Below are 14,205 nucleotides of genomic sequence, written 5' to 3'. Positions count from 1 at the left end.
CCCTCAGGCGAGGGCCCCGCGTGCCGCGAGCTGTGCTGCCAGAACCGAGCACGCCCGTCCGCTTATTCCGGAACGGTCGGCGGCGGCTGGCGATCCATCACGATCGAAACAGAGTTCGCCGCCGCGCCGGTGCCCGGCGCGAAGAGGAACGCGGACATCTGCGAACCGGCCACGCTGTAGCCACCGATCGGATCGGCGGTCTCCGTCCCTGCGAGCCCGACGAACGGCGTGGCGCTGGCCAGCGACACCAAGGTGCCGTTGGCGGCCGTGTGCAGCGTGAACGTCGTCAGCGCGGCACGCGCCGCGTACGTCGTCTTGGTCCCGGTGGCCACGTTCGCGAACAGCGGCGTGCCAGCCGGCGCACCGATGAACACGTCCTGAGCGGCCATCGAGGCGTTGGTCACGCTGATGTGCGTGCCGGCATCCTGGGTCGGGAGGGTTTCCGTGATCAGGACGACGGAGTTCGACGCCATCGTGCCACGGTGCAGGATCGTGTACCGGGTGCCGGCGACGAAGTTCGTCGTGCCCTCGGCAACGACCTGCTGCGCGATGTTGATGTCCGTGGAGTTGCGGAAGACCTTCCACTGACGGTTACCAGCCTCGACACCCTGATAGATGCCGATGGTGCGGTAGGTCGAGTTCGCGTAGTGCGGCGAGTACTCGATCTGGTCAACGAACTTGAAATCCAAGGCCGCTGCATCGGTCACCGCGTGGACGTAACGGATGTACGCCAGCGGCGGCCGGTTGGCGACGGTCACGGACGCATCTTCTGCGCACGCGCCCGCGAACACCAAGGCTGCCAGTGGAAGGATACGGAGAAATCGCATGAAGGGCTCCGAAAAGTGCATTAAAGGAGTGTATGCCCAGTGCTTCAGGGCAACAAACGAACCGATTGACCCTCCGGCGGAACACCGGGAGACGTATCCCGGCCACCACCGATCAGGCTGCGAGACATCACGAATACAGCGAACGCCCCCGCGGCGGATGCCACCGCCACGACACTCCGCTGTTTGTCCAGGCTGCGCTCGGACACCATCTCCACACCGTCAACCGGCACATTCACCATCTCGCCGGTCCACGTGAAGACGTCGCCGCGCACATTGGTCAACCGATACACCGCCATCGAATACCACTCAGCCGTCTGCTCAACGACACGGCCTTCGACGGTACTGGCGCCAGGGCCCAGGGTGCGATTCATCGCAACCCGACCCTGATCATTCAACCGAAGCTCGACCCGCTGATCCGTCACAGGCCGGCCCGGCTCTGTCGCCGTGTACTGGTAGCAACCACTGGACAGGAGCGCCGCGGAAGCCACGGCTACCCGCCCGACGTTACGCCGCATCCGTGAGGACGAGGCGAGACCGCGCAGGAAGGACACCGTGGCTCCGAGGATGAACATCGATCAGTACCCGTAGGTCCCGACGCCAGCCGTCTTGCCCGTAGCACCCGGGTACGGCATGTCGTAGAACGCCTGGTTACGCGTATCCATCTCCGCGTTCGGGACCGGCCACTCCAGCACCGTGCCCTGCACCAGGTCGCCCCAGCGGCGGGAATCGAGGAACCACGCCATGTAGCCCGTCAGCTGGGTCTCCATGCGCTTCTCGTACTTCATGGCCTCGCGCAGGTTGCCGCAGGCGCCCGTGGGGAGCGTGGGCACGCAGTCCGGAGCCGTACCGGCCGGATCCGCGAAGGCCGCAAGGCCGTGCTGCGTACGCGAGTTGTTGACCAGCGTCATCGCCGCCGGACCGTTGCCAAGGGCGAGATTCGCCTCGGCCGCGATCATGTTGATCTCGTCAACGTCGATGAACGAATAGATGCCCACGCCGCCATTGTCGCGGATGGACCACCAACGGCGGCTCTCATACTGCGAGGAACCCCAGGGGTTCGTGCCGTCGAAGAAGTCCTCACCCTGACGGTTGGCGATGTACTGCCCCGCCGGCAGCGGCAGGCTGGAGTTCGCCTGCTGGGCGGCGCGGGTCGCACCGGCCGGCCAACGGGTGTCCGGCGTCACGACGAGCGTCGTCGGGCCGGGACGCGAAAGCAGCGGGACGGCCGAGAACGCCACGAAGTTGCCGGAGTTGTCAGCCATGCCGTTGTACATCAGCGAGATCTGGTGCCAGCTGCCGGGCACATGGTACTGCCCAGCGTCCATCGCCGACGACCACGTGCCACCCAACGCGATCTGGTGGTCAGCCGTGATGCCGTTGGTGGCGTCGGCCAACACCAAGGCCCAGTCAATCGTCGCGCCAGGCGTGCGCGCAACCGAGATCCGGAACTTCGCCTTGTAGGTCCGAATCAAACGAACCAGCTGCGCAGGCGTCAGCGCCGTTCCACCCATCCACTCGAGCGGAATCGTCGCATCGGCCGTCGACGGAGCAGACTGGATGATGGCGATGGCGGAGTCGAGCACCGACAGCGCCGTCGTCATCGCTTCAGCGGGACCGACGAAGCCCGGGATCGCCGAGGTCGGCGTCTGGGCTGTGGCGATGGCCACCGAGTCGTAGATCGTCGCCAGCGTACCCATCGCCAGGCCGTTCACCATCATGGCGAAGGCGCGGGCGCGCAGGTCGAGGCTTGGCGTGCCCAACGTCGCATCCTTGTCGAGGTAGGCGTCGATCGCCTGCACGACGGTGGCGGACGTACGCATCAGGCGCGAAAGGCTGTTCCACTCCGCCTGGTTGCCACCATTGACCTGGTTGCCACGCTGGTTGTTGATCGGCAGACGCGGGATTGCGGAGCGAATGCCGTTACCGAAGTTCGCGAGAGCCGAATAGCTCTCGAGGGACAGCATATCAGACTGCGGCTCGATGCCGCCGTTGCCTGCCGTGCCCTGGTGATACGAGCGGTAGAGCGTCGAAACGACGCCCTCCACGCCGGACGGATCCGCGTACACACGCGTCAGGTCCGGGTTGTTCTCGTTGGAGACCTGGAGGTTATCAGCGCAGGCCGTCATTGCGACGGACGCCAGCGCGAGAACCCCGAGGTGCCGAAGCTTGAATCGCATCGTGAAGTAACTCCTCAAGAAGGGGACCCGACCGGGCGGCAAGTTGCTGCCGCCCGGCCAGGCGCTGTCGTCAGAAGCCAACGTTGAACTGCAGCGTGAACGTGCGGAGGTTCGGGAAGTTGAACGCATCCGCGGCGTTCAGGATGCCCGAGCCGTTCGAGCCACCGCCCAGGCCGGTCTCGGGATCGAAGCCCGAGTAGTCCGACCAGGTCAGCAGGTTGCGACCCACGACGTTCACCGTCCAGTCACCGTAGCGGCCGAGGCGGCCGATGCGGTAGCCAACGGAGAGCTCGCGGAGCTTCACGAACGAGGCATCCTCGGTGGTGTGGCTGGTGGGCGCGAGGAAGTCATACAGACCGCCGACGCCAGTCGCGTCGGGCGGCGCGCCACGCCAGTAGTAGCCGATCGGCTTGGCGTTCTCGACCGACTTGCCGAACTGGTCCACGTCACCATTGGAGAAGTCACCGTAGTTCCAGTGCTTCACGAGATTGAACACCGAACGACCCTGCACGGCGTCGAACAGGATGTAACCCGTGAACTTGTTCCACGACACGTTGTGGCCCATCGACCAGCGCATGCTGGGGATCGCCGAGCCGAGCTCCTGGTTGAAGCCAGTACCGGTCGAGTCACGCTCGATGATGTTCATGCCCCAGTTCAGGCCGACGCCCCAGGGGGAGTCGCTGCCGGGGTTGGCGCCATTCCAAAGGTTCTTGGTGATGCCATCGCGCCAGGTGTTGCCGGCGCCGACCCACACGATGCGGCCGTCGTCGTTCTTCTGGTACTCCTTGCCCTCGCCGCAACGGGCCTGGAACGAGGCCGGCAGCTGGGTGCACTTGGTCACGAAGCCACGGCCGTAGATCACGCCGTAGTCGTTGCCAGCCGCGATGCGGAACATCGAGGTCGTGCCCTGCGCGCCAGCGGCGCTGACGAAGTACGGGAGCACGTCCAGCTGGGTGATCTTGCTCTCCGGACGGTCCATCGCCATACGGGCCGACCAGGACACGCCGCGGAAGCCCTCGAGGATCGGCACGTTCACCGCGGCCTCGATGATCTTGTTCTCAAGCGTACCGGCGTTACGCCACTGCGAACCGAAGCCAGTGACCGCAGGGGTCGGCACGTTCAGGATCTGGTTGTCCGCCTTGGCGTTGATGTACGAGAACTCGATGCCGTAGCGGTTGAACAGCTCGGCGTCGAAGCCGATGTCCGTCTCGGTGATGACCTCGGGACCCAGCAGCGGGTTGCCGAGCACGTTCGGCGTCAGCGTACCGCCCGAGCCGATCGAGAGGGTCTCATACTGGGCGCTGAAGATCGGGCGGTTGCCGGCGGTACCGACCGCCGCACGCAGCTTCAACTCGTTCACGATGTCCTTGGCCGGCCACCAGGCCTCCTCGGACGGACGATACAGCACCGAGCCACGGCCGTAGGTCTGCCAGCGGTTGTCCGAACCGAACACCGACGCACCGTCCTGACGGATCAGGCCGTCAAAGATCAGCTTGCCCTGGTAGTCCAGGCGGCCGGTGAGGAAGATGCCGATCTGCGAGATGCGGCTCTGGCTCGAGCCCACGCCGATCGACTCCTGCAGCGAGATGGCGTCCGCCGTGCGCAGGCCGGCCACGACGAGGTTGGTGCCACCAAGGTTGTCACCCTTGAAGTCCTGCTGCTCGTACAGGTAACGGAGCGAGATCGTGCCGTTGATGTCCTGCGTCAGCTGACGACGCATCGTCAGGTTGAGCGAGGTGTTGTACGAGATGGAGAAGCCGTTGCTGCGCGAGAACGAGCCATTGGTCTGCGGGCCGTTCTGCGCCGAGGTCCGGAAGCCCTTGTCGCGGAGGAACTCGCCCCAGCTCGACGAATAGTCGTAGCCGAAGTTCCACTCAGCGTCCGCCCAGGTCACCGGGCGGTACTTCACCGCCAGCGAGCCGAGGAAGCGGCTGTCGTCGTTGATCTGCTTGGCGCCAATGGCCTCGACGACGGGGTTGTAGTTCTGGTTGCCGACGTTCGTCGGGTTGTGCCGCGGCATGTAGCGACCCTGCGAGTCCTTCGCCAGGATGTTCGCAAACGCCGGCGTACGCGACAGGCCGAACCACACGCGGTTGTTCGAGCCGACGAAGTTGCCACCGTCGGACTTGCTCTTCGAGAAGAAGGCCGTGCCGCTCACGGTCCAGTCCTCACCGATCTGCTGGTCGGCATTGAGGCGGAAGCCGTTACGCACGAAGCCATCGAGGAAGCGAACCGAGCCTTCCTGCGAGAGGTTCGACAGCGAGGCGTAGACGTTGGCCGACTGGATGCGGCCGGACATCGACACGTTCGTGTTGAGGAACTGGCCGTTCGTCAGCAGCTGCTTGATCGGCTCATACGACACCGGGAACGGCGTCGACATGAAGTCGTGGCGCAGGCGCGTCGAGGACGGCGGGGCGCCGAAGCCAAGGTCACCCACGAAGGTGCGGGTGGTGAGCGTCAGCGGACCCGGGATGTCATTCACGCGACGGAGCTCCTGCTCCATCGTCGTGGTCCAGGTGCACTCACGCTGCGTGCCGACACCGGCGCCCGAGGGGACGACGCAGTACCGGTCGTAGGTCTCGTTGAAGCGAATCGTCGTCGCGCGCGCCAGGTCATACTCGCGCTCGATGTCCGACTGGCCGTACTCGGTGTTCACGTTGAAGCGGATGCCGTCTGACGTGGCGCCCTTGCCCTTCTTCGTGGTGATCTGGATGACGCCGTTACCCGCGCGCGAGCCGTAGAGCGAGGCCGCCGCGGCACCCTTCACGACCTCGATCGACTCGATGTCCTGGGGGTTCACGTCATTGATGCCACCGTTGAAGATGATGCCGTCAACGATGACCAGCGGGCCCTGACCACGGCCCGAGCCGTTGATCGAGAGCGGCGCGCGAAGCAGGATCGCCGGGTCGGAACCCGGGCGGCCGGTGGTCGACGTGATCTGCACGCCGGCGACCTTACCCTGCAGCTGCGCGAAGGCGTTGGTGCCCGGCACCGGCATGTCCGCCGCCGTCACCGTGGCAACCGTGAACGGCACCTTGGTCTTCTCGGTGCCTTCCGCCACGCCGGTCACGACGACCTGGCTCAGGCGGTTCACGTCCTGACGCAGCACGAAGTCGTGCGTCTGGGAGCCTTCTGATACCGTGATCGACTTCACCTGGGGCGCATAACCAAAAAGACGCGCCCGGAGCACAACCTGCTGCCCACGAACGCGCGCGCCCGGAATGGTGATGGTGTAACGGCCGTCCTCGCCCGTTCCCACCTGGATGGCAAGGGCCTCGATACCGACGCCCGCCCCAAAGAGTGGCTGCCCGGCCTCATTCGTCACCGTGCCAGTGATCGTCGCTGCGCCCTGCGCAGAAACGACATCGGCTGATGCGAACGAGAGGAGCACTGCGAGGATGGAGGCGCCTAGCCTCCGAATCCCGACTCGTTCCAGCATGTGCATACCTCGTGAAGGGGGTTTCCGACCGACGATCACGTGCTGCCACGCGTCGTCTCCCAGCGACGAATCCGTGATCGCTGGGAGCGAAACACGGGCACAACACCAACACCCCTCCAACGAGGAGGGGGGAACCGAAGGCGTGGTACGGTAACTTCTCGGTAACTGGGCCGCAACCCTGTGCCCCAGAAGCACATCCCCCCGGGGGGTCGGCCTGCCGGTCAGGAGGCCGCTTCCACCCGGTGTGAGACTCGTCACACGGAACCCTCGGATTCTGTCACGCTCTACCCAGACCTAGGTCGCCGCGTCACAATCCCGCCCGGGGACCCCTCGACCGGCCCTGGCCCGTTCTCCCCCAGCCCGACGGCCCTCACTATCCTTATCTATATGTATTCACGCCACGCCCGGACCCTGCTCGCCACCAGCCTGTTCGCGGTCGCCCTCACGGCCTGCGGGGCCGCCGACGCCGAGCCCCGGCGGGCCGAAACTGCCTCCCCGAGCACCCACGGGGCCCCCAGTGCCGCCGACTCCGCCCGGGACGCCCTCATCGCCCGGGCCGACCTCGGCCGCATCAAGGGCAGCGACTCCGCCAGCGTCTGGCTCGTGGTCATCTCGGACTTCGAGTGCCCGTTCTGCAAGCGGTGGCACGACGAGACTGCCCCGCGGATAGACCAGGCCTACGTCCGCACGGGCAAGGCCCGCGTCGCGTACCTGAACTTCCCGCTCAACACGCACCCCAACGCCCAGCCGGCCCACGAGTTCGCCATGTGCGCCGCGGAGCAGGGTGAGTTCTGGCGCGCCGCCGATCGCCTCTTCGCGACGCAGGACCTCTGGAAGCGACGCCGCGATGCCGCCGCGTATTTCGACTCGCTCGGCGTGGCCCTGCGGTTCGATATGCCGCGTCTTCGAGCCTGCGTGGGTGACGGCGTCCTCAAGGAACTCATTGCGGCCGACTACCAGCGCAGCGTGCGGATCGGTGTCGGCTCGACGCCAACCTTCCTTGTCGGCGACCAGGCAATCATCGGCGCCCAGCCCTACGAGGCGTTCGCCGCGGCGCTGGACGCCGCGATTGCGGCCGCCGCGTCGCGCCCCTCTCGTTAGCCACGGCGGCCGTCGCCGCGATGCATCCCCTGCTCAGGCTTCCGTACGCCGCGCTCGGCTGGTCGGCCGACGGCCTCGCCCGACTCCCGCTCCGAGGCGAGGGGAAGATTGCGCGGAGCCTGCGCGCGCGCCGCGATGCGGTGGCCAAGTTGGTGGCGTGGGCCGAGACACATCGCGACCGCTCACGACCCCTCGTCTGGATGCACGCGCCCTCCGTGGGCGAGGGCCTGCAAGCGAGACCCGTGCTCGAGCGCATGCGCGCGCGGCATCCCGAGTGGCAACTGCTCTACACACACTTCTCGCCGAGTGCCGAGCGGTTGGCGGCCTCGCTCAACGTGGACGGACACGGCTACCTGCCGTTTGATCGTGCCGTTCACGCCACGCGGCTCTTCGAGAGCCTGCATCCGAGCGCGTTGGTCTTCGCCAAGCTCGACGTGTGGCCGGTGCTCACCGAAGCGGCGGCGGCGCACGGGATCCCTGTGGCGGTGGTGTCCGCCACGATGAGCGTCCGCTCAGGCCGCCGTGGCCACGTGGCGCGCGCGCTATCACGCGATGCCTTCGCCAGTCTCTCGCGGGTCGGTGCCGTTGACGCCTCGGACGCCGAACGCTTGGTGGCGACTGGTGTGCGGCGCGACGCCATCTCGGTCACGGGCGACACACGATACGACCAAGTCGCGGCACGCGCCGCGTCCGTGCGATTCGACGCAGCGCCACTCGCGGCGCTGCGCAGCGATCGCCCCACGCTGGTCGCTGGCTCAACCTGGCCGGCGGACGAGCGCGAACTGTTGCCCGCCTGGCGCGCCCTGCGAGAGCGCGTGCCCGACGCCCGACTGATCATTGCACCGCACGAGCCGACGGCCACTCACTGCGCGCCCATCGAGCGCTGGGCCCGCGATGCCGGTCTTTCGCTGGCGGCCATCGACGTGGCGACCGCCGAGACCGACGTGGTGCTGGTGAACAAAGTCGGCGTGCTTGGCGACCTCTATGTCCTCGCCACCGCAGCCTTCGTCGGCGGCGGCTTCCACGCGGCCGGTCTCCACTCGGTCTTGGAGCCGGCCGCCTTCGGCAGCCCCGTGCTGTTCGGGCCACGCTGTGACGCGAGCCGCGACGCGGTTCTCCTGCAGCAATGCAAGGGTGCCGAGTCCCTGCGCAACACCGACGAGCTGGCCCGTGCCCTACGAATCCTGCTCACCGAGACGGACACCCGCGCGCGTGCAGGCCGCGCCGCACGGCAACTGGTGGACGCGGGCCTAGGAGCGTCGGATGCGAGCGTGGCCCTGGTCGAGGCGCTGGTCCGGCAGCCACGCTAGCCGGTCCGCAAACTTCGACGACCACTGGAGTGGACCGGGGCGGCATCTCGTCGAGATGCCGCCCCGGTCCACTCCAGTGGTCAGACGTGCCTTAACGCAGGCCGCGCGGCGACCACGCAAACGCGAAGCCAACGGAGTTCCCGTCACCCAACGTCGCCGCGAGTCGGATCTGCATCTGCGCGTTCAACTCGAAGTTCGCGCCGATGTCGAGGTCGAGATTCGTCTCGCTGTTGTCGCCGAAGCCGTCCACCGACACGCGGTCATACGACAGCCGCGGATGCACATACGGCGAGATGGCGAAGCTTCCCTCGAGCGGAAAGCGGTGGCCAATGGCCACGCCAAACGGCACACGCAGCAGGTTGAAGTTGTCGTGCAGCGTCATTCCGAGGCCACCGCCGAGCACCATATCGAACGGCATGTCCTGCGAGGCCGTCGTGAGCTGGTAGTGCAGCGAGCCACCGATGATCAGGCCGGTCTCATCTCCCACATCGGAGAGGCCGACATCGCCGGTGAACTGCAGGCGCGGGTTCCCCAGCCCTTCGCGCCACTGCGCGATGAGCGCGGTGCCGCCGTCAAAGTCGGCGAGACCGAAGTTGTACTCGCGCTCGGCGATACGCGTGGGCTGGAACGACGGATAGGTCGAGGCCTGCGCCTGCAGCGCGGCCGGAGCGATCAGGAGCAGTGCGGCGAGAATCGAAGTCTTGCGCATTGTGATGGGGTTTCGAGGAAGAGATTCATGCGCCGATGCGGCGCTTTCGTGATAGACGCGTAAACCGTGGGGTGGGTTTCTGTTCCTGTGATCTTGGCCACAGAGGCACAGAGGGCGCAGAGAACTGCGGATGCGAGCGGCGGGATGCGGGACAACGACGAAAGGCGGTGCGGGAACTGCAACTACCATGTGAAGGGGTCCCGTGGACAGATCTGCGCGCGGCGGACCCCTAAAGAAGCAGTTGCGTCTCCAGCATCGCCCCTCGCCGTTGTCCCGCATTCGCAGTTCATCCCGCATCCGTAGTTCTCTGTGTCTCCGTGTCTCTGTGGCAAAAAAACTCAGGGCACCAATCCCGAAGACCCCGAGACCGATGCCCTGCGTCACTTCAAGCCCACACGGCGCCTAGAGCCGCGACGCCTTCTCCGTCACGACGCGCACGACGTTGTCGACCACCTGCAGGAACCCACCCTCGACGGCGAAGCGCGACGCGCCATCGCCGACCGTGAGTGTGCCTTTGCCCAGCGTCGTCACCATCGGCGCGTGGTTCTCGAGGATGCCGACCTCGCCGTCGAAGGCCGGCGCCGTCAGCGACGACGCCTTGCCCTCGAACAGCGTCGCCTCGGGCGAGATGACCGAGATCGTCAGCATCAGCCCTGCAGCGCCTTGGCGTTCTCGACCACGTCGTCGATGCCGCCCGCCATGAAGAAGGCCTGCTCCGGCAGGTGGTCGAACTCGCCAGCCACGAGGCGCTCGAACGAGCTGATCGTCTCCTCGAGCTTCACGAACTTGCCCGGGCGGCCCGTGAACTGCTCGGCCACCGCGAACGGCTGCGACATGAAGCGCTGGATGCGGCGGGCACGGCCCACGATCTTCTTGTCGTCTTCCGAGAGCTCGTCCATGCCGAGGATGGCGATGATGTCCTGGAGCTCCTTGTAGCGCTGCAGGATGCGCTGCACCGAGCTGGCGACGTTGTAATGGCGCTCGCCGACGAACTGCGGGTCCAGGATGCGCGAGCCGGAGGCCAGCGGGTCCACGGCCGGATAGATGCCCAGCTCCGTGATGGCGCGCGAGAGCACGACCGTCGCGTCGAGGTGGGCGAAGGCCGTCGCCGGCGCCGGGTCCGTGATGTCGTCGGCGGGCACGTAGATGGCCTGCACCGAGGTGATCGAGCCGTTGCGGGTCGAGGTGATGCGCTCCTGCAGCTCACCCATCTCCGTCGCGAGCGTCGGCTGGTAACCCACGGCGCTGGGCATACGGCCGAGCAGCGCGGACACCTCGGAACCGGCCTGCGTGAAGCGGAAGATGTTGTCGATGAACACCAGCACGTCCGCGTTCTCCTTGTCGCGGAAGTACTCGGCCACGGTCAGGCCGGCGAGGCCCACGCGGAGACGCGCGCCCGGCGGCTCGTTCATCTGCCCGTAGATCAGGGCGACCTTGTCCAGGATGTTCGCTTCCTTGAACTCGAGGTAGAGGTCGTTGCCCTCACGCGTGCGCTCACCCACGCCGCAGAACACGGACTTGCCGCCGTGCGCCTTGGCGACGTTGTTGATGAGCTCCTGGATGACGACCGTCTTGCCCACGCCGGCGCCGCCGAAGAGCCCGATCTTGCCACCCTTCACGAAGGGGGCGATGAGGTCCACGACCTTGATGCCCGTCTCGAAGACTTCCGTCTTCGGCTCGAGGTTCACGAAGTCCGGGCGCTTGCGATGGATCGGCCAGCGCTCGACCGAGGCCGGGATGTCGGCGCCCATGTCCACCGGCTCGCCGAGCACGTTGAGGATGCGGCCGAGGGCGGCCTCACCCACCGGCACCGCGATGGCGGCGCCCGTGTCCACGGCGTCCATGCCGCGCGTGATGCCGTCGGTGGAGCTCATGGCGACGGCGCGCACCTGGTTGCGGCCGATGTGCTGCTGCACCTCGGCTACGACTCGGACGTCCTGGCCCGCGTCGGTGCGGCCCTTGATCTCGAGGGCGTTGTAGAGCTCGGGCAGCTGCTCGGCCTCGAACTCGACGTCGATGACGGGTCCGATGACCTGGACGATCTTGCCCGTGGTGTTGGCGGTAGCGGTAGTCATAGTGGTCAGCCCTGGAGCGCAGCGGCACCGCCGACAATCTCGGCGATTTCCTGCGTGATCTGCGCCTGACGGGCGCGGTTGTAGGTGCGACGGAGGAGCGTGAGCATCTCGCCGGCGTTGTCGGTGGCGTTCTTCATCGCCGTGCGGCGCGCGGCCTGCTCGGCCGCGGCAGTCTCGACGAGCGCGCGGTAGACCGCATTGCGCACGTACGAGGGCAGCAACTCGGTGAGGATCTCCTCGGCCGAGGGATACAGCAGGTAGTCCTTCTGTCCGCCCTTGGCGGACGGCGGCGTCACGGGCAGCACGCGCTCGGTGGTCGGCGGCGTGGAGAGCACCGAGTTGAAGCGCGAACCGACTACATACACAGCGTCGAGCTCGCCGTCGACAAAGCGCTGCATCAACCCGTCCACGAGGGAGGCGGCGTCCCGCGCGCTCGGCCGGTCCGTGATGTCCGTGCGCGGCACGGCCACGGCTCGGCCGATATAGCGGAAGAACCCGAGGCCCTTCTTGCCGACGACGTGCAGTTCGACCGCCGTGCCCGCCTTCTCCAGCTTGGCGAGCGCAGCCCGCGCTTCCTTGATCAGGTTGGCGTTGAAGGCGCCGGCGAGACCGCGATTCGACGTGAGCAGCACCAGCGCCGCCTTCTTCTCCGCCGCCGGCTGGCGGAGCAGTGGGAAACGCTCCGCGAGGTCAGGGTTGTACAGCGACGCGATCACATCCGCGAGCGCATTCGCGTAGGGGCGAGCGGCCACCACGCGATCCACCGCGCGCTTCATCTTGGACGTGGCGACCATCTCCATCGTCCGCGTGATCTTGCGGGTGTTCTCTACCGTCTTGATGCGGCCTTTGAGTTCGCGACCTTTTGCCATGATTCAGAGTTGAATTCGACGGAGGACGGAGGACGGAGGTGGCGAGGCCGTACGGCCTCGCCTCTTTCGTCCTTCGTCCTATGTCAGCCCTTGGTCTGCTTGTACTGCTCGATCGCGCGGCGGAGCTCGGCTTCGGTCTCCTTCGAGATCACCTTCTCCTTCTTGATCGCGTCGCCGACCTGCGGGAACTGCGCCTTCATGTAGGCGTGGAAGCCGGACTCCCACTCGCGGACCTTGGAGACCTCGACGTCGTCGATGAAGCCGTTGGTGACCGCGAAGATGATCATGGCCTGCTGCTCGAAGCCCATCGGCTGGTACTGACCCTGCTTCAGGATCTCAACCGTGAGGGCACCGCGCTCGAGCTGCTTCTTGGTGGCGGCGTCGAGGTCGGAGGCGAAGGCCGCGAAGGCCTCCAACTCGCGATACTGCGCGAGGTCGAGGCGGAGACGGCCGGCCACGGACTTCACGGCCTTCGTCTGCGCCGCGCCACCCACGCGCGACACCGAGATGCCGACGTTGATCGCGGGGCGGACGCCGGCGAAGAACAGGTCGGACTCGAGGAAGATCTGGCCGTCGGTGATCGAGATGACGTTCGTCGGGATGTATGCCGACACGTCGCCGGCCTGGGTCTCGATGATCGGCAGCGCGGTCAGCGAGCCGCCGGGCGCGAAGATGGTCTTGTTGTCGACGATCTTCTGGTCGTTCGAGAGCTTGGCGGCGCGCTCCAGCAGGCGGCTGTGGAGGTAGAACACGTCGCCCGGGAAGGCCTCGCGGCCCGGCGGGCGGCGCAGCACCAGCGAGAGCTGGCGGTAGGCGGCGGCCTGCTTGGTCAGGTCGTCATAGACCGCCAGCGTCGCCTTGCCCTCGTGGTACATGAAGTACTCGGCCATCGCCACACCCGAGTAGGGGGCGATGTACTGCATCGGGGCCGGGTCGGAGGCGGCGGCGACGACGACGATCGTGTACGACATCGCGCCGGCTTCCTTGAGCTTCTCCACGACGCTGGCGACCGTCGAGGCCTTCTGGCCGATGGCGACGTACACGCAGATGACGCCGCTGTCCTTCTGGTTGATGATCGTGTCGATGGCGATGGCGGTCTTGCCCGTGCCACGGTCACCGATGATGAGCTCGCGCTGGCCGCGGCCGATCGGGATCATCGCGTCGACGGCTTTGAGGCCGGTCTGCAGCGGCTCGCCCACCGGCTGGCGGACGATGATGCCGGGGGCCTCGGACTCCACCTTGCGGCTCATGGTGGTGTTGATGGGGCCCTGGCCGTCGATGGGGCGGCCGAGCGCGTCCACGACGCGACCGATCATGGCGGGGCCGACCGGCACCTCGAGCACGCGGGCGGTGCGGCGGACCTCGTCGCCCTCCTTGAGCTGGAGGTAGTCGCCGAGGATAACGGCGCCGATGTTGTCCTCTTCGAGGTTGAGCGCGAGGGCCGTGATGGTCTCGCCGGTCTCGGAGGACTTGATCTCGAGCATCTCGCCGGCCATCGCCTTCTGGAGGCCGTAGATGCGGGCGATGCCGTCCTTCACCTCGAGGACGGAACCGACTTCCTCGACGTCGAGGGTGTTGAGGTCGGCCGCTTCGATCTCGCGAAGCAGGATGTCCTTGATCTCGCCCGGGCGCAGCGCCGTCTGGGAAGCCATATCGGTCGTCGGAAAGAGCGTTTATGAAGCGTGATTCGTGCGCTCG

At 66.6% G+C, this 14,205-nt stretch carries 11 protein-coding genes; 2 read left to right on the top strand and 9 right to left on the bottom strand.

Annotated features, from left to right (window positions below; genetic code table 11):
- Nucleotides 1-62: 62 nt before the first annotated feature.
- The 4 genes from KF709_09380 to KF709_09365 form a co-directional block, all read right to left on the bottom strand.
- Complete coding sequence (locus tag KF709_09380; GenBank protein MBX3174611.1) at nucleotides 63-758, bottom strand: DUF4397 domain-containing protein; 696 nt, start codon at nucleotides 756-758, stop codon at nucleotides 63-65.
- Between the two features lie 113 nt (nucleotides 759-871).
- Complete coding sequence (locus KF709_09375) at nucleotides 872-1,378, bottom strand: hypothetical protein (GenBank protein ID MBX3174610.1); 507 nt, start codon at nucleotides 1,376-1,378, stop codon at nucleotides 872-874.
- Nucleotides 1,379-1,402: 24 nt separating this feature from the next.
- Entirely contained in the window at nucleotides 1,403-3,004 is a 1,602-nt protein-coding gene (locus KF709_09370) for a hypothetical protein (protein MBX3174609.1), read from the bottom strand.
- 70 nt (nucleotides 3,005-3,074) lie between these two features.
- Nucleotides 3,075-6,395 (bottom strand): SusC/RagA family TonB-linked outer membrane protein, encoded by a 3,321-nt coding sequence (locus tag KF709_09365; protein ID MBX3174608.1) that lies wholly within the window; start codon nucleotides 6,393-6,395, stop codon nucleotides 3,075-3,077.
- 435 nt (nucleotides 6,396-6,830) lie between these two features.
- On the opposite strand from KF709_09365, the gene KF709_09360 reads away from it, so the two are divergent.
- On the top strand, nucleotides 6,831-7,544 hold the full coding sequence (locus tag KF709_09360) for a thioredoxin domain-containing protein (GenBank protein MBX3174607.1): 714 nt from the start codon (nucleotides 6,831-6,833) through the stop codon (nucleotides 7,542-7,544).
- A 20-nt stretch (nucleotides 7,545-7,564) separates the two neighbouring features.
- Nucleotides 7,565-8,854, top strand: coding sequence for a hypothetical protein (locus KF709_09355; GenBank protein MBX3174606.1), 1,290 nt, complete (start codon nucleotides 7,565-7,567; stop codon nucleotides 8,852-8,854).
- A gap of 91 nt (nucleotides 8,855-8,945) precedes the next feature.
- Here the strand turns inward: KF709_09355 and KF709_09350 are convergent, their stop codons facing one another.
- The 5 genes from KF709_09350 to atpA form a co-directional block, all read right to left on the bottom strand.
- Nucleotides 8,946-9,563: an autotransporter domain-containing protein gene (locus tag KF709_09350; GenBank protein ID MBX3174605.1), complete on the bottom strand. Its 618-nt coding sequence runs from the start codon at nucleotides 9,561-9,563 to the stop codon at nucleotides 8,946-8,948.
- Between the two features lie 402 nt (nucleotides 9,564-9,965).
- On the bottom strand, nucleotides 9,966-10,211 hold the full coding sequence (locus tag KF709_09345) for a F0F1 ATP synthase subunit epsilon (protein ID MBX3174604.1): 246 nt from the start codon (nucleotides 10,209-10,211) through the stop codon (nucleotides 9,966-9,968).
- Nucleotides 10,211-11,638 (bottom strand): F0F1 ATP synthase subunit beta, encoded by a 1,428-nt coding sequence (gene atpD, locus KF709_09340; protein MBX3174603.1) that lies wholly within the window; start codon nucleotides 11,636-11,638, stop codon nucleotides 10,211-10,213. The genes KF709_09345 and atpD overlap by 1 nt, the downstream gene beginning before the upstream one ends.
- Before the next feature lie 5 nt (nucleotides 11,639-11,643).
- Nucleotides 11,644-12,507 carry an ATP synthase F1 subunit gamma gene (atpG, locus tag KF709_09335; protein MBX3174602.1) on the bottom strand — a complete coding sequence of 288 codons (864 nt, stop codon included), beginning with the start codon at nucleotides 12,505-12,507 and terminating at the stop codon, nucleotides 11,644-11,646.
- A gap of 83 nt (nucleotides 12,508-12,590) precedes the next feature.
- The gene (atpA, locus tag KF709_09330) at nucleotides 12,591-14,159 is read right to left on the bottom strand and encodes a F0F1 ATP synthase subunit alpha (GenBank protein MBX3174601.1); all 1,569 of its coding nucleotides are present in this window, start codon (nucleotides 14,157-14,159) and stop codon (nucleotides 12,591-12,593) included.
- Between the last annotated feature and the right edge of the window lie 46 nt (nucleotides 14,160-14,205).

The organism is Gemmatimonadaceae bacterium (assembly GCA_019637445.1).
GTDB lineage: Bacteria > Gemmatimonadota > Gemmatimonadetes > Gemmatimonadales > Gemmatimonadaceae > Pseudogemmatithrix.
This window is presented reverse-complemented; position numbering and strand designations above follow the sequence as displayed.

What these genes read in the sequence shown, in the direction of transcription:
- KF709_09345 (MBX3174604.1), bottom strand. Translation starts at nt 10,211, where the DNA reads ATGCTGACGATCTCGGTCATCTCGCCCGAGGCGACGCTGTTCGAGGGC.
- atpG (MBX3174602.1), bottom strand. Translation starts at nt 12,507, where the DNA reads ATGGCAAAAGGTCGCGAACTCAAAGGCCGCATCAAGACGGTAGAGAAC.
- KF709_09360 (MBX3174607.1), top strand. Translation starts at nt 6,831, where the DNA reads ATGTATTCACGCCACGCCCGGACCCTGCTCGCCACCAGCCTGTTCGCG.
- KF709_09370 (MBX3174609.1), bottom strand. Translation starts at nt 3,004, where the DNA reads ATGCGATTCAAGCTTCGGCACCTCGGGGTTCTCGCGCTGGCGTCCGTC.
- KF709_09350 (MBX3174605.1), bottom strand. Translation starts at nt 9,563, where the DNA reads ATGCGCAAGACTTCGATTCTCGCCGCACTGCTCCTGATCGCTCCGGCC.
- atpA (MBX3174601.1), bottom strand. Translation starts at nt 14,159, where the DNA reads ATGGCTTCCCAGACGGCGCTGCGCCCGGGCGAGATCAAGGACATCCTG.
- KF709_09355 (MBX3174606.1), top strand. Translation starts at nt 7,565, where the DNA reads ATGCATCCCCTGCTCAGGCTTCCGTACGCCGCGCTCGGCTGGTCGGCC.
- atpD (MBX3174603.1), bottom strand. Translation starts at nt 11,638, where the DNA reads ATGACTACCGCTACCGCCAACACCACGGGCAAGATCGTCCAGGTCATC.